We start from the raw sequence: 18,322 nt of genomic DNA, 5'->3' as shown, positions 1-18,322 counted from the left end.
GGAGCGTCGAGGGGACGGGAGGACGGGTGGCCATGGACACCGAGGTCTTCGCACGCCAGCTGGGAGCCGCAGTGCGCGACCTCAACGCACAGCCCGACCCGCCGCACACCTTGCAGCGCATGGTCGAGCTGACGCCCGAGTTCTTCGACTCCTGCGACTACGTCGGCGTCTCGCTGGTCGAGCACGACCGGATCCGGACGCCGGTGGCGTCCACGGAGGAGCTGCGCCGGCTCGACGAGTCGCAGTACGCCCTGGGGCAGGGACCCTGCTTCGACGCGATCCGTCGCGAGGAGACGGTCATCGTCGACGACCTCGCGATCGACGACCGCTGGCCCGACTGGGGCCGCGCCATGGTGGCTGGTCTCGCCGTCCGCGCGAGCATCAGCTTCCGGCTCTTCACCCGCGACAACACGTGGGGCGCGCTCAACGTCTACTCCGAGCAGCCGGGAGCCTTCGCCCAGGACGACGTCCTGCACGGCCAGGTGATCGCGGCGATGTGTGCCGTCGCCCTGGCCCGCTCGATCAACGACGACCAGCTCGCGTCGGCGCTGGAGACCCGGACCGTCATCGGGCAGGCGACCGGCATCGTGATGGAGCGTTACGGCCTCGACCCCGAGACGGCCTTCAACGTGATGCGACGCCTCTCCTCCGAGCACAGCCGCAAGCTGCGCGACCTGGCGGCCCAGGTCGTCGCCGAGCGCCGGCTCCCGGGCAGCGCGGACGGGGTCGGCGGGTCGTGACCGCCCCGAGGGACGGTGTCGCGCGCGGCCTGCGTGTGTGAGGCTCGGCGGATGAGCGACGGTCCCGATGACGAGCACCGCCGTCCCGACGGCGTCACCGACGCGACCGTCGAGGCGCTCGGGAAGCTCTCGGCAGCGCTCGACCACGTCGAGGACGCGCGCGGCCACCTGTACGCCTTCCACCGCCTGATGGGCAGCGCCGAGTCCACGCTGGAGGAGGCCACCGCGATGGTGCGCGAGGCCGGGCACCCGGAGCTGGCCGACGCGCTCGACCGCGACGTGCTCGGCGGCAACCCCCTACCGGGCCGGTGGTCGTTCCAGATGGTCGAGGAGTTCGACGACGGCTACTACGCGCGCGCCCGGTCGATCCAGCAGCGCGCCCTCGACGAGCTCGTCGAGGGCAGGCGGCACGTGTTCGAGGCCGAGATGAAGGAGCTGCGTCGCACCCACGGCCGGCGCGGCCACGAGGCAAGACCCGACGAGGTCTCGGACGAGACGTGAAGCGGGGTTCGCCTACACGCGGGCCGAGAGGTCCATGGGACGCGACTGGTGGACCTCGACGTCAGCGTCACCCGACATGAGCAGGCCGTGCTGGATGGCCCAGAGCACCGCCTGCGACCGGGACGTGACCTCGATCTTGGCGTAGGCGCCGCGGATGTAGGACTTCACGGAGTTGATGCTGAGGTTGGTCTCCTCCGCGATCTCCCGGTTCGCCCGGCCGGCGGCGATCAGCGCCAGGACCTCGGTCTCGCGCTGGGTCAGGTGCCACTGCTCGGCGCTCGGCGACGAGGTGTCGTCGCGTCCGGTCCAGGCGTCGACCCGGGTGCGGCCGTCGGCGATGTGGAGCAGGTTCCAGACCAGGCGCCGGGACGGGAGCCACTTGCTCACGAAGCCGGCCGCACCGCGCGACATCTCGGTGGAGACGGCCTCGGGGCTGCAGTCCCAGCCGTAGGCGACCATCCGGGAGGGGAAGCGCTGGGGCATGCCCCTGGTGCCGGAGGCCCGGCCCGGGCCGGCGGGGTCGTAGAGGGTCATGTCGCAGAGCGGGGACGCCTCACCCGAGCGGTGCGGCACCACGGTGACGTACGCCGAGTGCGGCTCGAGCATGGATCGCAAGCCGTGCACGACGAGCTCGCTTTCGTCGAGGACCGCCACCTTGATGTGGCGAGCAGTGGGTGCAGGGGGCTTTTCCATGAAGTGATGTGCCTTTGTTCGTCGCGCGTGATGCGCTGGGGGATCGGGGTCAGGCGAGGAGGCTCTGCGCCACCACCGCGACCTGGGTCTCGGAGATGCCGGCCCGCTGGGCTGCCTCGCGCAGCATGGCGAGGGCGTCCTCGGTGGTGACGCCGGTCCGGGCGGCGACCAGCCCGACCGCCACGTCGACCATCCGCTGCTCCCGGAGCCGCTCGGGTGCGGCCTCGGCGCGCCGGAGCGTGTCGAAGCCGAGGTCGGCATTGGTGACCGCGCCCGCCTGCCAGGCGCCCAGGGCGTCCACCAGGTCGTCGATGCGGTCGTGGAAGGCATGGGGGGTCGAGGCGTAGAGGTCGATGTTGAGGACGGCACGCCCGTGCTCGACCACCGGGATCGAGACCGAGCTCGCGATGCCGGTGAAGGCCCGCTCACGTGCCATGTCGGCCCAGCCGTCCTCGTCGAGCGCGTGCAGGTCGAAGGGCTCGGACTGCTCGGTGCGCGCCGGTGACGCGAGGTGCTGGGCGGCCGACACGTCGTCGACCAGGGTGAACGTCAGGTCGTCCTCGAGCAGGGTGACGCTGACCGCGACGCACTCGGGGACGGTGCGCACGGCCCAGCCCTCGATGACTCGGAGCAGGGCCTCGACGTCGTCGAGGGTCGGTGTCACGTACTCGTCGAGGGCTTCTCTGCTCTGGGGCAGCAGCTCCACGGCATCCCCCTCGCACTTGTCGGTCCTGATGTATCGATCGTCCCTCGCTGGTCCTCACCACACCACACCCGCCCGGGCGTGCGGTCGGTGCCCTGACCAGTACCCGCGGCCGCCCACGGTCATCCGGGTGTGGCGACACCGGGGGCGACGGCGTAGTCAGGACACGACACCACCACTCGTCACGAAGGAGCCACGATGAGCAACCCGCAGGACGACCCGCAGACGCACCTCGACACCGACCCGGTCAACGAGCCGGACACCCAGCCCGACGTCCAGGACGACCCCGCCCACGACACCGACGAGGACGAGGGCTGGGGGTCCGAGGGCGGTGCCACCCCGGACGGGCCGGCCACCGACACCTGATCGGCCGGTCCGTGCCCGCGACCTGACGGGTCAGTACGTCGGCCGGTAGCTGTCGCCGTCGCCGACCCTGCCCGCGCGGCGCGTGGTGAGCATCCGCGCCGCGAGGAAGCCGCCGATCGCGCCGAAGAGGTGGCCCTGCCACGAGACCCCGGGCGTGCCCGGCAGGACCCCGAGCAGCACGCTGCTGTAGACGAGGAACACCCCGACGCCGACGAAGATCTCCATCGTGTGGCGGTTGAGGAAGCCGCGCACGACCAGGTAGACGATCCAGCCGAAGATCAGCACCGATGCACCGGCGTGGTTGCTGGAGGGCTGGGCGAAGAGCCAGACGCCGAGGCCGCCGACCACCCAGATGATGGCGGTCGCGAGCAGGCCGCGGGCGATGCCGGTGGCGAGGGTGAGGAACCCGAGGACGATCACCGGCACCGTGTTGCTGACCAGGTGGTCGAAGCCGAAGTGCAGCACCGGCGCGAGGGCGATGCCGACCAGGCCGTCCTCGGTCCGCGGCTGCACGCCGTAGGCGTCGAGCGCGTGGTTCGACGCGGTGTCGACGATCTCGAGGACCCACAGCAGCGCCACGAATCCGCCGGTGATGAGCGCGGCACTCTTCCACGCGGGCTCGCGTGCGGTCGCGGTCGGCATGCCCCTCATCGTGACATCCGACGCGAAACGGTTGCTGCGACCCGACTCCTCCGGTGCGTCATCCCGACACCGACCCATCGGTGCGGATCGGGATGACGGATCGTCAGCGGTGCGTCATCCCGACCCCGACCCATCGGTGCGGATCGGGATGACGGATCGTCAGCGGTCGCCGAGCTCCGGCGGGAAGCCGCCGGTCGAGACGGTGCCCCAGCGCGTCGGGGTGATCCGCAGCAGCGACTTGCCCTGGTCGACCATCGCCCGGCGGTACTCGTCCCAGTCGGAGTGCTCGCCCGCGATGTTGCGGAAGTACTCCACGAACCCGTCGAGCGCCTCATGCCCCTCACTGGCGTCGAGCACCTCGGCGTCGCCGTCGACCTGCACCCACGCGTCGTCCCACTCGTCGGAGAGCACGACGACCGAGACCTCCGGGCGCTGCCGGGCGTTCTTCGTCTTGGCCCGCTGGGGGTACGTCGCCACCACGATCCGCCCGCTGTCATCGACGCCGCCGGTCACCGGCGAGGCCTGCGGGGTCCCGTCGGCCCGCTTCGTGAGCAGCACCATCCGGTGCCGGGGTCGTACGAAGTCCAGCAGCTCGTCGAGCCCGACCGAGGTGTTCGTCGCGATCCTGGGTGCCATGCCTCCACGCTAGCGGCGGACCGAGCCGTCGGTGAGCATCTCGGGGCAGGTGCCGCCGGGGGTGGTGAGCAGCTCGAAGTGCCACATCTCGTTGGCGAAGGTCTGGCAGAGGCCGAACTCGGCACCGTGCTGGCCCACCCAGATCGCGCCGTCGGTCGGGCCGATGTCGATGGCGTCGCCGGTGACGTGCGCCGACTGGTCGGGGGTGGCGACCCAGCGGTTGGCCTCCTCGGGGCTGCCGTACTTCACGAGCGCATCCTCGTAGAGCCGCTCCTGGTGGGCGCGGCTGCGCCAGCCGCTGGTGATGACGAGGCGTACGCCGTCGCGCTCGGCCGCGGCACGCGCCTCCTGGAAGGCCGAGCGCAGGACGGGGTCGAGGCGATCGAACTCGGGCTTGCCCGTCGGTCGGGAGAGGTCCGGCGTCTCGTCGGAGCCGAGCAGGGTGCCGACCGGGACGTCGGCGGCCTTGCAGCCGACGGCGAGGAGGGCCAACCCGATCACGGCGGCGGCGAGCAGGTGGCGGACGGAGAGGAGGCGGTCGGTGGTCACCTGACGACCCTCGCGATCCGAGGGGTGCGACCACCTCCACCGCAGGTGCCGCGCACCCGACCTGCCGGCCATTCCGGGTCCACCCAGGGTGCGAGTACGCGGTCAGGTGGCTGGCAGGTTCGCGACCGCATCGTGCTCCCATGACTGAACGCAGCGCCGTCACCGCCGACGCCCGGGTCCACGCCCGACAGATGCTCAACAAGGTCCCCGAGGTCACGATCTGGTTCTGGGTGATCAAGATCCTGTGCACGACGGTCGGCGAGAGCTTCGCCGACTGGATCAACATGACCCTCGGGGTCGGACTGGTGAACACCGCCATCCTGTTCACCGCCGTCTTCGTGGTCGTGCTCGGCGTGCAGGTGCGGCTACGCCGCTACGTGCCGGCGGCCTACTGGCTGACCGTCGTGGTGGTCAGCGTGACCGGGACGCTCTACACCGACATCCTCACCGACCAGCTCGGCGTGCCGCTCTGGATCAGCAGCACCGTCTTCGGTGTCCTGCTGGCCGCGACGTTCACCGTGTGGTGGGCGAAGGAGCGCACCCTGTCCATCCACAGCATCACGACCACCCCGCGCGAGGGCTTCTACTGGTTCGCCGTCCTGGTGACCTTCGCCCTCGGCACCGCGACCGGCGACTGGACGCTGGAGCTGACCGGCTGGGGTCCCGGCCTGTCGATCCTGCTGCCGCTCGGCCTGATCGCGCTGGTCACCGTGCTCTGGCGCTCCGGCGCGGACCCGGTCCTGAGCTTCTGGGTCGCCTACATCCTCACCCGTCCCCTGGGCGCCAACATCGGCGACTTCCTCGGCCTGCCGAGGAGCGAGCAGGGCCTCGGCCTCGGGACGTTCGGCACGAGCCTGGTCTTCCTCGGAGCGATCCTCGCGACCGTCGTCTACCTCTCGGTCACCAGGGCCGACGTGATCGAGTCCGACGACGACCACGAGGCGCCGGACGCGCCGGAGTCCACGCCCGGTCGTCGTCGTACGACCCTGGGGGTGATGGTCGCCGCGGCCGTCGCGACGGTCGCGCTGCTCACCTGGACCAACGCCCAGCCGCACCAGAGCGCGCTCGCCGACGAGGGTCCCGCACCGTCCTGCGGCAGCGGTACGCCGCTCGACCAGTCCGCCGCCACCCAGCAGGTCGCCGCGGACTTCCCGACCACGTCGGTCGCGGGCTACCGCACGATCGTGACCGACACGCAGTCTCTCGTGGCGGCGGACGACCAGGCGGGCGCCCGGACGCGGATCACCGACCTCGAGACCGCGTGGGACGCCGACGCCACCACGCTCACCGCGAAGAACTGCCAGGCATGGACCTACGTCGACGGCGAGATCGACGCGGTGCTGACCTCGGTGCGCGCGAGCTCACCCGACCCGGCGACCGAGGACCAGGCGATGACCCATCTGCTGGACACGCTCGGCTGATCGCCCCCCAGCTGGCCGTCGCCTCCCCCGCGGCGGTCAGGACGGCCGGACCCGGTGCCCCTCCAGGCCGGGTCCGGTCGTCTGCCTCGTCCGGGGTCGGACCAGGGTCGTGAGGCCGTAGGTCGTGGTGGCGAGGAGGGTGCCGAGGAGCATCCCGGCGACCACGTCACTCGGGTAGTGCGCGCCGAGGACGACCCGGCTCGCCGCGACGGCGACCGCGACGAGCACGCACAGCCAGGTCACCGCCGCCCGCCGCGCGACGAGCGCGAGCGCCACGGCGGTCGTGGCGGCGGCGGTCGCGTGCCCGGAGGGGTACGACGTCGACGCGAGGACCGTGATCGGGTCGGGCCAGACCGGTCGCGGACGGTCGAGCAGGTGCTTGGACGCGGGCGCCACGACGCCCTCGACGAGGGCCAGCACGACGAGCCACGCGCCGGTGCGCCAGCGGCGTACGACCAGGGCGACGGCACCCGCGACGAGCAGCAGCCGTCGCATCGGTTCGGGCCCGCCCCAGTCCGTGACCGCCGTCCACACCGCAGTCCGGCCGTGGTGGCCCAGCGTCGCGGCGAAGGCGTGCGTCGAGAGCCAGCCATCGAGGCGCAGCAGCGGTGACCAGTGCACCGCGACCGCGAGCGTGAGCACGGCGAGCACCGCGGCCATCGCGCCGGCGGCCTGCCACAGCCTGGGACCCTCGGGAGTCACAGGCCATTCCTACCGCGCCGACCCGGCGCCCCGGTGACGGGCGGGCGAACGACGCGTGCGCACCTCAGCGGCGGGGCACCGAGATCCGGAAGGCCGCGCCGCCACCGTCGACCCCGGCGTCGAGGGTGACGTCGCCGCCGAAGGAGCGCGCCACCCGGCGGGCGATGCCGAGGCCGAGGCCCGCTCCGCCGTCGGCGCCGGAGACGCCGGGCTCGAAGAGGGTCTCGCGCAGCGCCGGGGTGACGCCCGGGCCGTCGTCGCCGACCACGACCTCGACGTGGTCGGGGTGGTCGGTCGCGTCGATGACGACGCGCTGGCGCGCGTGGCGCACGGCGTTGCCCACCACGGGTGCGACCGCGCGGACCACCAGTGCGGCGGGGGCGGCCATGCGTGCGGTGGACCCGGCGGTGCGGTCGAGCACCTCGACGTCGTCGCCGGCCTCGGCCAGCAGCCCCGGTACCACGTCGGCCATCCGGCAGGCCTGCTCGCGCCCCACGGCCGTGCCGTCGCGGGCGATGTCGAGGAGCGTCGAGATCACCACGCCCATCTCCCGCGCCGAGGTCGAGATCTGCTCGAGGCTCTCGCGCAGCGTGTCGTCCTCGTCGCCGCGGAGGCGGGCGAGGTCGGCCGTGCCCTGGATCGCGGTGAGCGGCGTGCGGAGCTCGTGGGCGAGCTCGGAGGTGAGCCGCTGCTCGGACCGGATCGCGGCGGCGACCCGGTCGAGGAGGTGGTCGAGGGTCTCACCGAGCGCGGCGAGCTCGTTGGTCGGCGGACCGAGGGCGAAGCGGTGGGTGAGCTCGAGCTCGCTCCACTCCGCGGCACGGTCGGCCATCTGCGTGACCGGGCGCAGCGCCTGCCGCGTCACGCGCAGGGCCATGACCGCGGCGGCGCCGACCACGACCAGGCCGAGCACGATCGTGGCGAGAAGCGCGTAGAGCTCGGACCGCTCGTAGGGTCCGGTCTCCTGGCTCACCACGAGCACGCCCGCGTCGCCACTGGGCGTGGTGAAGGGCGTGCCCAGGAGTCGTTCCTCGTCGGACGGGCCCCGGACGGTGCGCACGACGTCGGTGGTCCCGAGGTCGTCGGCCGCGTCGCGGACGCCGGACTCCACCGACCCCGCGACCCGGTTGCCGGACGCGTCGTAGACGACCATCCCCGGCTCGAGCGCGTCGGGCGGGACGGTGAGCGAGGAGCCCGAGGCCTGCTGGATGACGGTGACCATCGCCGACGACCGCTCGTCGAGCACCTGCCGGATGTCGCGCTGCGCGGTGAAGCCGAGCACCACCTGGATGCCGAGCCCCACGACGACCATCGCGACCGTCATGAGCCCCACGGTCGAGGCGACGATCGTGCCCCGGAAGGAGCGGGGTGCGAAGCGACGCAGCGAACGGTCCACGGGAGTCATCTCAGCGTGTAGCCCACTCCCCGCACGGTCGTCAGCTCGAGCGGCGAGTCGACCTCGCGGAGCTTGACCCGGATCCGGCGGACGTAGGAGTCGACGGTGTTGTCGCTGACCATGCCGCCCTGCGGCCAGGCCGCCGCGACCACGGCCCGACGGCGTACGACCTCTCCGGGGCGCGAGGTGATCGCGGCGAGCATCCGGAACTCGGTCGGCGTCAGCAGCGACTCGCGGCCGTTGCAGGCGATGGCGTGGCGGGCGGGGTCGAGCACCAGGTCCGTCGGCGCCTCGGCCACGACGAGCCGGCCGCGCTTGGCCAGCGCCTCGACCCGGGCGATCAGCTCGAGCACGTCGAAGGGCTTGGGGAGGTAGTCGTCGGCACCGGCGCTGAAGCCGGCGAGCCGCTCGTGCACGGCGCCGAGCGCGGTGAGGAAAAGGACCGGCGCGGACTGCCCGCCCGACCGAAGCGCCTGGCACACGTCGCGCCCGTCGGCGTCGGGCAGGCCGATGTCGAGGATGATCACGTCGAGCCGGTCGTCCTCGACGAACAGCCGCAGGGCTTCGCCACCGTCGTGGGCGCTGACCACCTCGTGGCCGGCGAGCCGCATCGCGTCGCTCACGACGCGACGGATCGCCGCGTCGTCCTCGCACAGTCCTACACGTGACATCTGCGTGCCGTTCCTCGTCGTCCTCCGGGTGGGGCACGACGACCATGCGCCGCCGAACCTGCACCCCACCTGACTGCCAGTGTGCCCGGCGTCCTCGCCGCAGTCAGGTCGCGTGCAGGTGGGCCGTCGGAACCTGCTGCCATGAGCACCGGCGCGCGCGGCACGAGAGGGGCGACCCTCGCACTGGCCGCGCTCGCCGCGCTCGCGTGGATCCCCTTCGTCGACCGACCCCTGAGCTCGGACGAGGGCGGCTTCCTGCTGGTCGCGTCGCAGTGGCACCCGGGCCGCTCGCTCTACGGCCACTACTGGGTGGACCGGCCACCGCTGCTGATCACCGTCTTCGACCTCGCCGCCCACCTCGGCGGAGCGGTCGGGCTGCGCCTGATCGGCATCGTGGCGGTGGTGACGTCGGTGCTGCTCGCCTCGCTCCTGGCAGCGAGCGGTGCGGGTCGTCGTACCCTCACGCCGGCGATCGTCGCCGCCCTCTTCCTGAGCTCACCCCTCTTCGGCACCACCGAGGTCAACGGCGAGCTGCTCGCCGTGCCGCTCGTCCTCACCGGGCTCGTCGCGCTCGTCCACGCCTGGTCGCCGTCCCGACGCGCGCCGCTGTGGGCCGCGCTGGCCGGCGCCAGCGGCATGGCGGCCGCGATGGTCAAGCAGAACGTGGTCGACGTCTTCGTCGTGGCGGCCGTCCTGGTGCTCCTCGCCGCCCGCCGGCACGGCCTCCGCCGGGCCGCCGCGCTCGCCTCGGGAGTCGCTGCCGGCGCCGGCGCCGCCCTGGTCGCCACCCTGGTCGTCGCCGAGGCGCGCGGCACCGAGCCGGTCCGGCTCTGGCACGCCGTCGTGCTCTTCCGGGCCCACGCGGCCGCGGTCATCCAGGCCTCGGCCACCAGCAGCACGTCGGACCGCTTCGCCGCCCTGCTCGGCGCCGCCGCCCTCAGCGGGGCGCCGCTCGTGCTGGCGGTCCTCCTGCTGCGGCTGCGCGGTCGGGCGCCGGCGGACGACGGCCGGCACCTGCCCGACCTCCGCATCCCGGCCCTCGCGCTGGTCGCGTGGGAGCTCGTCGCCGTCGGGGCGGGCGGGAGCTACTGGCTGCACTACCTGATCGGCCTCGTTCCCGGCCTGGTCCTGCTCGCGGTCGCGGCCGCCCAGCGGGGCGCGCGCCTGCCACGCTCGACCGCCGTCGCCCTCGCCGTGGCCACGGTGTCGTGCGTCGCCGCCGTCACGGTCACCGCGACCCTGGCCCCGCGCCACGGCGACGACACCGTCGTGGCGTCCTACCTCCGCAGCCACAGCAGCCCCGGCGACAGCGTGGTCGTCGGCTTCGGCCACCCCGACATCGTCTACGACTCCGGCCTGCCCAGCCCCTACGGCGAGCTCTGGAGCCTGCCGGTGCGCGTGCGCGACTCGTCGCTGACCCGCCTCACCCACGTGCTGAGCGGCCGCCGCGCCCCCACCTGGGTGGTCGTCGCGGGTGGCTCGCTCGCCACGTGGGGCGTCGACCCGACCACTGCCCAGGAGGTGCTCGACGCGCGCTACCGGCCGGCGACGACCGTCGGGCCCTACGTCGTGTGGAGGCGTACGACGACGGGCCCGTCGAGGTCGGCGGCGCAAGCATTCGCTCGGCGTCAGCGTGCAACGAGCGTTTCAGCCGTCGGCTGGACGCACCGCGGCTGAGCGAAAGCTTTCGCGCAGGCCCCGGGGGTGCACACCGACCGTGCACAGGTTCTTGCACGAGCTGTCTAGGCGGAGGGCGCCACCAGGCGCACGCGCCGCACCTCGGGCCGGCGCCTGCCGAGGTGGGCGATCGCCTCGGACTGCGTCCACTCCCGGTCGGGGAGGGTGCGGACCTCGACGTCGACCGAGACCGGTCCCGCGAACGGGAACGGGTCGAGCTCGATGACCGGGCCGGCGGCGACGACGCGGGCGACGACGTCGACGCGCGGACCGCCCGGCGTGACGGCGACCGTCGGCAGCCGGACGGCCTCGGAGACGTGCTCGGTGCCCGACATCTGCGGACCCCACGGCGCGACCGGCGACGGCGGGGCGGGCTGGTCGGGGACGACGCAGCAGAAGAGCGAGAGCAGGTCCCAGAGCTGGAGCAGCTCGTAGTGGTGCCACAGCCGTGTCTCGAAGACGGCGCGCGGCTCCTGCTCGGTCCACACCTGCTCGCGGACGCCGATCCAGCGCTCCTCCTCCGCACGCACGACGGCCGCGAGGGCCTCGCCGTCGCCGGGCGTGCGGGCCAGACGCGTGGTCAGGCCGGGCTTCTGCCACCGGCCGCGGTAGATGCCCGACCAGTGCATGCCGACGAGGAGGCCGGCGTAGGCGTCGAGCATCGAGACGCGCTCGACGCCGGCGCGGTAGAGCGGGATGTGCCGCTCGACGTCGATGTCGAGGAAGTGCAGTGGCCGCTTGGCGAGCTCGTCGAAGAGGAGGGCGCCGTCGATCGAGCGCCAGCCCTCGTCGTGCCTCCCGGCGGCCAGCGACACCGCGGGGTTCGGGACCGGGTGCTCGAACACCTGGTTGCCCCAGGCCGCTGCGAGCTCCCCGGCGACCCGGCCGTGCTCGACCTGGTCGATGAGCTCGATCGTGCCGTTGCGGCGGTTGATGATCACGGGACCTCCTGGGTCGAGGGCAGGGACGGCTCAGGCGCGGGCGCGCTCGACGGTCTCGCGCGCGGCCCGCACGGTGGCGGCGTCCATCACCCGGCCCGCCGCGTCGCGCAGCACGCCGACTCCCTGCGCGAGCGAGTCGTCGTAGGCCTGCAGGACGGCGCGCGCGGCGGCGACCTCCTCGAGGCCGGGGGTGAAGACCTCGTTGATGGTCGCGACCTGGCGCGGATGGACGGCGGTGCGGGCGCGGAAGCCCTGGCTGAGCTGCTGGAGCGCGGTCGCCCGCAGTCCTTCGAGGTCGTCGACGGCCGTGTGCACCGGGCCGATCGGGCGCTCGAGGCCGGCCGCGGCGGAGGCGATGACGACGCTGGAGCGGATCGGCGCGAACACCGACCGCGACTCGTCGGGCACCAGCCCCAGCTCGCCGGCGAGGTCGGCCTCCCCGATGCCGAGCCGGCGGATCCGCGGGTGGGCGGCGATGTCCTCCAGGCGTTGGAGGCCCGACGCGGTCTCGAGGATGCCGACCACTGGCGTCGAGCCGGCAGCGAGCCCACGCGCGGACTCCAGCTCGGTGAGCGCGCGGTCGAGCTCGTCGAGCAGCTCGGGCTCGACCTTGGGCAGCAGCAGCCCGGTGAGCCCCGGGCCGACGACGGCCGCTGCGTCGAGGGCCAGGGTGGTCGGCTCGATCCGGACCCAGAGCTGGCACTCGCCGGTGTGGTCCGCGACGAACGACCCGACCGCCGACCGGGCGGACTCCTTGCGCTCGGCGGCCACGGCGTCCTCGAGGTCGAGGATCACCGCGTCGGCGCCCGACCCGATCGCCTTGGCGAAGCGATCGGGCCGGTCGCCCGGCACGTAGAGCAGGCTGCGGGCGGCGACCATCACCGGCCGGTGGGGCGCTTGAGGTACTGGCCGCGCGGCTCGCCGACGACCTTGCCGGCCTCGAGCACCTTGCTGCCGCGGAGGTAGGTGTCGGTGACCGCGGCGGTGAGCTCGAAGCCCTCGAACGGCGTGTACTCCTGGGTCGACTCGCTCTCGGCCGCACGGACGGTCCAGGTGTGCGTCGGGTCGACCAGCACGAGGTCGGCGTCGAGCCCGACGGCGATCGCGCCCTTGGTGCGGAGGCCGAAGCGCTGCGCCGGGTTGTACGACGTCATCCGGGCGACCTCGCCCAGCGGCAGGCCGCGCTTGCCGCCCTCGCTGACCATGCCGGCCAGCAGGTACTCGGCACCGCCGAAGCCCGACTTCGCGAGGAACACGTCGTCCTTCGGCTCGCCGAACTTCAGCTCCTCCTTGCAGCACGCGTGGTCGCTGACGACCCAGTCGACCTCGCCCTTCAGCACGTGGCCCCAGAGCGCCTCGACGTCCTCGCGCGGGCGGATCGGCGGGTTGACCTTGGCGCCGAGGTTGGCGGCCGTGTCGATGTCGGCGAGGAGGTGGCCGACGGTGACCTCGCGGCGGAAGTTCACCTCGGGGAAGGTCGCGGCCATCCGCAGCGCGGCGTCCATCGCCTTGGCCGACGACAGGTGCAGCAGGTTGATCGTCGGCAGCTCGGTCTCGTGGGCGAGGTAGGACGCGATGGTGACCGCGAGGCCCTCGGAGTGCTGCGGGCGCGAGGCGCTGTAGGCGGCGAGGCCGGTGAGCTCGCCCTCCTCCTCGACCATCTTCGTGTAGGCGGTCATGATCTCGGCGGTCTCGCAGTGCAGGGACAGCGAGATCTCGTCGGCGAGGTCGGGGTGGTCCTGGCGGGCCTTCTGCACCGCGCGCATCACGAACTCGAAGTGCGCGATGTCGTAGCGCTCGTCCTCGGGGATCATCAGGAAGTCGCTCTGGCTGGTCGAGCGGCCGTGCAGGCCGTGGCTGCCGTAGAACATGAAGATCTTGAACGACGTCACGCCGTGCTCGCCGACCAGGTCGGACACCTCGCCGAGGTGCTCCTTGCTCATCGGCGCGAGGTGGAAGCCGTAGTCGACGTAGGCCTCGCCCTCCGACGCGGCCAGCACCTCGGGGAAGAAGTCGGAGTAGGCGCCGCCCTTGTTGAGGTAGTACTGCCCGGTGCGCATGTAGTTGAGCGCGGTGGTCACGCCACCCTGCGCGCACGCCCGGCTCTCGGTGCCGGTGTCGGTGTGCAGGTCGTTGTAGATGCCCCAGTGCTGGTGGGCGTCCACGACGCCGGGGAAGAGCAGCTTGCCGCCGGCGTCGACGACGGTCGCACCGGAGGCGTCGAGGCCCGGGCCGACCCCGGTGATGACGCCGTCGGTCACGGCGACGTCCCAGTCCTGCGGCTCCGCGTGGTCGTGGTGGACGACCCGGGCGTTGGTGATGACGAGGTCGGGGGTGCTCATGGTGATGGCCTTTCGGGAGGGGCGGGTCAGGAGGTGGGCAGGGCCGCCGCGAGGTCGGCCAGCAGGGCGGAGACGGACGAGCCGTCGCCGAGGGACAGGACACGGGAGCGGACGTCGTCGACCACGTCGTCGGCGACCAGCCCGGCGCAGTTCATCCGGAACTTGAGGGCGAGCTCCTCGTCGGACAGCGGGCGCTGCGGCCCGCCCCGGTTGGCGAGCACCTTCTGCTCGACGACGGTGCCGTCGGTGGTGGTGAGCCGCACGACGGCGGGGAACTGGTGCGGGAAGATCGCGTCGCACTCCTCGTCGCCGACCACCGTCACGAGCGCCATCAGGCGGCGGCGCTCGGGGTCCTGGGCGAGCACGTCGGAGTAGTCGTCGAGTCCCATCCCGAGGCCCGACCCGTCGCCGACGAGTCCGGCGACGACGGCGAACGGGCCGCTGAACTGGGCCTGGTAGCCGGTCTCCGGCGCCCGCTTCACCTCGATCGGCTCGCCGATCGTGCGGACGACCGCGGACGGCACGCCGAGCTCGATGGCAGCGACGTCGTCGAGGCGCACGCCGCCCTCGCGCAGGAGGCGGCCAGCGTCGACGGCCGTGTGGGTGAAGTGGTTGGCCGGGTAGGGCTTGAAGAAGATGCCGGGCACGGCCCAGGTCGTGCCGAGGCCGTCGGTCACCTCCTCGAGCCGCACGTTCTCCCCGTGCAGCCAGGCCTGGAAGAAGCCGAAGCGGCCCTCGAGCACGGTCGGCGGTCCGGTGATGCCGCGGCGGACCAGCTCGGCGGCCATCACGGCGGAGTGCGCGGCCCAGCCGCAGTGCATCCGCTTGACGGTGCCCCCGGAGCGGTTGCCCTCGATGATCCCGGACGTCATCGACGCGGTGACGCCGAGGACGTCGGTGATGAGGTCGTCGGAGAGCTCCATGAGCATCGCGGCGCTGACCGCGGCCCCCATGGCGCCGCAGATGGAGGTCGCGTGCTGGCCGTGCTCGAAGTAGACCGAGTTGCCCAGCTCCTCGTCGTACCCGGCCATCCCGAGCCGCACCGCGACCTCGAGACCGACGGCGACGGCGTCGAGGAGGGCGGTGCCGTCGGCGCCGACCGACTCGGCGACGGCCAGCGCGGCGGGTACGACGACCGCGCTGGGGTGGAGGACCGACGGGAGGTGGGTGTCGTCGAAGTCGAGCGAGTGCGCGAGCACGCCGTTGGCGAAGGCGGCCTGCGCGGCCGGGACGGCGTCGGCGAGCCCGAGGGCGTGCGCCTGGGCGGTGCCGCCCTGCGACGCGACGAGGTCGAGCGCGGCGGCGCTGGTCTCGAGCGGCTGCGCGGCGACGCAGAGGCCGAGCACGTCGAGGACCCGCTGGCGGACGCTGGCGCGGACCTCGTCGGGCGCGCCCTTGAGCCGCACCTGGTCGGCCCACGCGGCGAGCTGCTGGGCGAGGGTCTGCTCGCGATCAGGCACCGGAGACCACCGCCAGGGGGCGCACCGGCGAGCCGGTGGCGCCGACGAGCGGGAGCGGCGACAGCACGAAGGTGAACTCGTGCGCGCCGGCAGCCGCGACGCCGTCGAGGTCGAGCGCCTCGATGATGTAGATCCCGCCCTCCACCAGCAGCACGCGGTGGGCCGGCAGGTGGCCGTGGCCGGCGCCGGGCCTGAGGCACTCGAAGGCGATGGTGTCGGCGCCGACGGCGTGCACGTGGCGGTCGGCGAGCCAGGTCGCGCCGGCCTCGCTGACGCCGGGGACGCCGCTGGCCGCGCCGCGGTAGACGGACGGGTCCGGGTCGGCGAAGTGGCGGCCCCAACCGCTGCGGATGAGCACGACGTCGCCGGCGCGCACCTCGGTGCCCTGGCGCTCGACGGCCTCCTCGAGCTCGGCGACGGTGATCTCGTGCCCCGCCGCGCAGCCCTCCGGACCGTGGGCGGAGCCGACGTCGAGCAGCACGCCGCGGCGCACCATCGGCTCGATCGTGTGGACGCCGTGGTCCATGTACTTCCCGCCGATGCCGGCCTCGAAGGCGTCGGCGCCGCCGTGCAGCCTGCCGTCCTGCGAGACGTGGGCGAGCGCGTCGATGTGGGTGCCCACGTGGGTGCCCATCGAGATGAGGTCGTTGGCGGCCGAGCCACCGTCGGCGCGCACCATGTCGCCGTGGCGACGGGGCAGGGAGTGCCAGTACGCCGGGTGGTTGGGCGACTGCGGCATGCCGATGCTGAGCGGTCGGCCCAGGTCGTGGATCTGCACGCCCTCGAGCACCGCGGTCAGCAGCGCGTCGGGGGTGCGGAGGGCTGGGGTGGTCGCCATGTCAGTCCGTTCCTTGGTCTGGGTCGCGCTCACGCGACGACCCCGCGGGACCGCAGCTCAGCGAGCTCGGTCGTGGTCACTCCTGCCTCGGCGAGCACCGTGTCGGTGTCCTCGCCGAGGGCGCGTCCGGTGAAGCGGATCTCTCCGGGGGTCTCGGACATCCCCCACATCACGTCGTGCATCGCGAGCTCGCCGAGCTCGTCGTCGTCGACGTGCGTGATCATCCCGACGGCCCGGACGTGCTCGTCCTCGTAGATGTCGCGGGCGTCGTAGACCGGGGCGACGGCGGCGCCGGCCTCGGTGAAGGCGTCGACGACCTCGTCGCGGGTCCGCTCGGCGATCCAGCCACCGACGTAGCCGTCGAGCAGGTCGGCGTGCTGCGCCCGGTCACGGCCGCTGGCGAACCACGGCTCGTCGAGCACCTCGGGGTGGCCGACCAGGGTCAGCACGCGCTCGGCGATGGCCTGCGCGCTCGTCGAGATCGCGACCCAGTGGTCGTCCTTGGTGCGATAGGTGTTGCGCGGGCTGTTGTTGACCGAGCGGTTGCCCTGCCGCATGCCGACGGCGCCGGTCTGCTGGTAGGCCATGGGGCCGGGGCCGACCGCGGTCATGATCGGCGCGAGCAGGCTCATGTCGATGACCTGGCCGCGGCCGGTGCGCTCGCGGGCGAGCAGGGCCATGCTGACCGCCGACGAGGCGGCGATGCCGGCGATGCTGTCGGCGAGGCCGAAGGCGGGCAGGGTCGGCGGGCCGTCGGGCTCGCCGGTGAGGTGCGCGAAGCCGCTCATCGCCTCCGCGAGGGTGCCGAACCCGGGACGCCGGGAGTAGGGCCCGGTCTGGCCGAAGCCGCTCACCCGGAGCAGCACCAGCCGCGGGTTGGCCTCCAGCAGCACCTCGGGCGAGAGGCCCCAGCGCTCGAACGTGCCCGGGCGGAAGTTCTCCACCAGCACGTCGGCGTCCGTCGCGAGCCGGACCAGCAGCTCGGCGCCCTCGGGCTTGCCGAGGTCGATGGCGACGGTGCGCTTGTTGCGGGAGATCTCCTTCCACCACAGCGACACCCCGTCCTTGACCGGGCCGTGGCCACGCATGCTGTCGCCGGCACGGGGGTGCTCGACCTTGACCACGTCGGCGCCGTAGTCGCCGAGCACCTGGCAGGCCAGCGGCCCGGCGAGGATCGTGGAGACGTCGAGGACGCGGATGCCGTCCAGGGGCCCGGTCATGACGCCACTCCCCCGCTGGTCGAGCCGGAGGCCCGGTGGCCGAGCTCCTTGCTGATCTGCGCCGCGGTGGCGGCGACGAGGGCGCCGTAGCGCTCGCACGCCTCCGCGTCGAAGCGGTCGCGCGGGCCGCACAGGGAGATCGAGCCGAAGACCTCGCCGGAGGCCCGGTGGACGGGGGCGGCGACGCTGCCGGCTCCGGCCTGGCGCTCACCGAGGCTGACGGCGTACCCCGTCTCGCGCACGCGGTCGAGCTCGGTGCGCAGCGCACCGACGTCGGTGATGGTCGACGACGTGACCCGCTCGAGCCGCGAGAGCTCGAGGTACTCCTCCACCTCGGCGTCGCCGAGGTGGGCCAGGATCGCCTTCGACGACGAGCCGGCGTGGAGCGGGTGGGTGGTGCCGAGGGAGATGGCCATCCTGATCTCGTGGGGCGAGAGGATCTGGTCGACGTAGACGCGCGACCAGCCGTTGCGCACCGACAGGGTGGCGGTCTCCTTGGTCTCGGTGACCAGCGACTGGAGGTGTGGGCGGGCGATGCGGGGCACGTCGAGCGAGCGCAGGGCCGCCATGCCGACGGCCAGTGCGTCGGGGCCGAGGCGGTACTGCTTGGTGCGGTCGTCGAACACCAGGAACGACGCCGCGGTGAACTCCTTGAGGATGCGGTGCGCGACGGCCTTGGGCAGGTCGAGCTCGCGGGCGATCGTGGAGACGCCGAGCGTCTCGGGCGACCGGTCCGAGATCAGGCTGAGCACCGACAGGGCGCGCAGCAGCCCCGACTTGCTCTCGGACGCCTTCTCCAGCTGCTCCTCGGTCATCCCGTCCCC

20 protein-coding genes are annotated in these 18,322 nt (G+C 73.0%); 5 read left to right on the top strand and 15 right to left on the bottom strand.

Going from position 1 to position 18,322, the window contains the following annotated elements; genetic code table 11:
* The first annotated feature begins 32 nt into the window (after window positions 1-32).
* Together BLV76_RS09695 and BLV76_RS09690 are read left to right on the top strand one after the other, a co-directional pair.
* Entirely contained in the window at window positions 33-740 is a 708-nt protein-coding gene (locus BLV76_RS09695; RefSeq protein WP_090968941.1) for a GAF and ANTAR domain-containing protein, read from the top strand.
* Window positions 741-791: 51 nt separating this feature from the next.
* Entirely contained in the window at window positions 792-1,241 is a 450-nt protein-coding gene (locus tag BLV76_RS09690) for a hypothetical protein (RefSeq protein ID WP_090968940.1), read from the top strand.
* 12 nt (window positions 1,242-1,253) lie between these two features.
* Here BLV76_RS09690 and BLV76_RS09685 read toward each other — a convergent pair whose 3' ends face one another.
* Both BLV76_RS09685 and BLV76_RS22125 read right to left on the bottom strand, forming a co-directional pair.
* Window positions 1,254-1,934 carry a response regulator transcription factor gene (locus BLV76_RS09685; RefSeq protein ID WP_139306537.1) on the bottom strand — a complete coding sequence of 227 codons (681 nt, stop codon included), beginning with the start codon at window positions 1,932-1,934 and terminating at the stop codon, window positions 1,254-1,256.
* Between the two features lie 49 nt (window positions 1,935-1,983).
* A complete protein-coding gene (locus tag BLV76_RS22125; protein WP_139306536.1) occupies window positions 1,984-2,640 on the bottom strand; it encodes an ANTAR domain-containing protein in 657 nt (218 codons plus the stop codon).
* A 195-nt stretch (window positions 2,641-2,835) separates the two neighbouring features.
* Here BLV76_RS22125 and BLV76_RS22510 point away from each other — a divergent pair, with 195 nt between their 5' ends.
* Window positions 2,836-3,003: a hypothetical protein gene (locus BLV76_RS22510; protein ID WP_175539626.1), complete on the top strand. Its 168-nt coding sequence runs from the start codon at window positions 2,836-2,838 to the stop codon at window positions 3,001-3,003.
* Between the two features lie 30 nt (window positions 3,004-3,033).
* On the opposite strand, the gene BLV76_RS09680 is transcribed toward BLV76_RS22510, so the two are convergent.
* The 3 genes from BLV76_RS09680 to BLV76_RS09670 form a co-directional block, all read right to left on the bottom strand.
* Window positions 3,034-3,645 (bottom strand): rhomboid family intramembrane serine protease, encoded by a 612-nt coding sequence (locus BLV76_RS09680; RefSeq protein ID WP_217630311.1) that lies wholly within the window; start codon window positions 3,643-3,645, stop codon window positions 3,034-3,036.
* A 159-nt stretch (window positions 3,646-3,804) separates the two neighbouring features.
* Entirely contained in the window at window positions 3,805-4,281 is a 477-nt protein-coding gene (locus BLV76_RS09675) for a PPOX class F420-dependent oxidoreductase (RefSeq protein ID WP_090968937.1), read from the bottom strand.
* Between the two features lie 9 nt (window positions 4,282-4,290).
* Window positions 4,291-4,830: a M15 family metallopeptidase gene (locus tag BLV76_RS09670; protein ID WP_217630310.1), complete on the bottom strand. Its 540-nt coding sequence runs from the start codon at window positions 4,828-4,830 to the stop codon at window positions 4,291-4,293.
* A gap of 140 nt (window positions 4,831-4,970) precedes the next feature.
* On the opposite strand from BLV76_RS09670, the gene BLV76_RS09665 reads away from it, so the two are divergent.
* Window positions 4,971-6,251: a COG4705 family protein gene (locus tag BLV76_RS09665; protein WP_245734614.1), complete on the top strand. Its 1,281-nt coding sequence runs from the start codon at window positions 4,971-4,973 to the stop codon at window positions 6,249-6,251.
* Window positions 6,252-6,287: 36 nt separating this feature from the next.
* On the opposite strand, the gene BLV76_RS09660 is transcribed toward BLV76_RS09665, so the two are convergent.
* The 3 genes from BLV76_RS09660 to BLV76_RS09650 form a co-directional block, all read right to left on the bottom strand.
* Complete coding sequence (locus BLV76_RS09660; protein WP_090968935.1) at window positions 6,288-6,953, bottom strand: phosphatase PAP2 family protein; 666 nt, start codon at window positions 6,951-6,953, stop codon at window positions 6,288-6,290.
* A gap of 64 nt (window positions 6,954-7,017) precedes the next feature.
* Window positions 7,018-8,349 carry a sensor histidine kinase gene (locus tag BLV76_RS09655; RefSeq protein WP_139306535.1) on the bottom strand — a complete coding sequence of 444 codons (1,332 nt, stop codon included), beginning with the start codon at window positions 8,347-8,349 and terminating at the stop codon, window positions 7,018-7,020.
* Between the two features lie 5 nt (window positions 8,350-8,354).
* Entirely contained in the window at window positions 8,355-9,020 is a 666-nt protein-coding gene (locus tag BLV76_RS09650; RefSeq protein WP_090968933.1) for a response regulator transcription factor, read from the bottom strand.
* 141 nt (window positions 9,021-9,161) lie between these two features.
* On the opposite strand from BLV76_RS09650, the gene BLV76_RS09645 reads away from it, so the two are divergent.
* Window positions 9,162-10,697 (top strand): hypothetical protein, encoded by a 1,536-nt coding sequence (locus tag BLV76_RS09645; RefSeq protein WP_090968932.1) that lies wholly within the window; start codon window positions 9,162-9,164, stop codon window positions 10,695-10,697.
* Window positions 10,698-10,762: 65 nt separating this feature from the next.
* Here BLV76_RS09645 and BLV76_RS09640 read toward each other — a convergent pair whose 3' ends face one another.
* From BLV76_RS09640 to BLV76_RS09610, 7 genes are read right to left on the bottom strand one after another with little or no spacing between them, the layout of a single operon-like run.
* Window positions 10,763-11,638, bottom strand: a complete 876-nt coding sequence (locus BLV76_RS09640; protein ID WP_090968931.1) for a DUF3891 family protein — start codon at window positions 11,636-11,638, stop codon at window positions 10,763-10,765.
* A 30-nt stretch (window positions 11,639-11,668) separates the two neighbouring features.
* Window positions 11,669-12,517, bottom strand: coding sequence for an HpcH/HpaI aldolase/citrate lyase family protein (locus BLV76_RS09635; RefSeq protein ID WP_217630309.1), 849 nt, complete (start codon window positions 12,515-12,517; stop codon window positions 11,669-11,671).
* Window positions 12,517-13,980, bottom strand: coding sequence for a dihydroorotase (locus BLV76_RS09630; protein ID WP_090968929.1), 1,464 nt, complete (start codon window positions 13,978-13,980; stop codon window positions 12,517-12,519). Before BLV76_RS09630 ends, BLV76_RS09635 begins: the two co-directional genes overlap by 1 nt.
* A 26-nt stretch (window positions 13,981-14,006) precedes the next feature.
* On the bottom strand, window positions 14,007-15,440 hold the full coding sequence (locus BLV76_RS09625; RefSeq protein WP_090968928.1) for an MmgE/PrpD family protein: 1,434 nt from the start codon (window positions 15,438-15,440) through the stop codon (window positions 14,007-14,009).
* Window positions 15,433-16,278 carry a cyclase family protein gene (locus BLV76_RS09620; protein WP_090968927.1) on the bottom strand — a complete coding sequence of 282 codons (846 nt, stop codon included), beginning with the start codon at window positions 16,276-16,278 and terminating at the stop codon, window positions 15,433-15,435. The genes BLV76_RS09625 and BLV76_RS09620 overlap by 8 nt, the downstream gene beginning before the upstream one ends.
* A 29-nt stretch (window positions 16,279-16,307) precedes the next feature.
* Window positions 16,308-17,498, bottom strand: coding sequence for a CaiB/BaiF CoA transferase family protein (locus BLV76_RS09615; RefSeq protein ID WP_090968926.1), 1,191 nt, complete (start codon window positions 17,496-17,498; stop codon window positions 16,308-16,310).
* Entirely contained in the window at window positions 17,495-18,313 is an 819-nt protein-coding gene (locus tag BLV76_RS09610) for an IclR family transcriptional regulator (RefSeq protein WP_090972550.1), read from the bottom strand. Before BLV76_RS09610 ends, BLV76_RS09615 begins: the two co-directional genes overlap by 4 nt.
* Between the last annotated feature and the right edge of the window lie 9 nt (window positions 18,314-18,322).

Origin of the sequence: Nocardioides exalbidus, from assembly GCF_900105585.1 — a bacterium.
GTDB lineage: Bacteria > Actinomycetota > Actinomycetes > Propionibacteriales > Nocardioidaceae > Nocardioides > Nocardioides exalbidus.
This window is presented reverse-complemented; position numbering and strand designations above follow the sequence as displayed.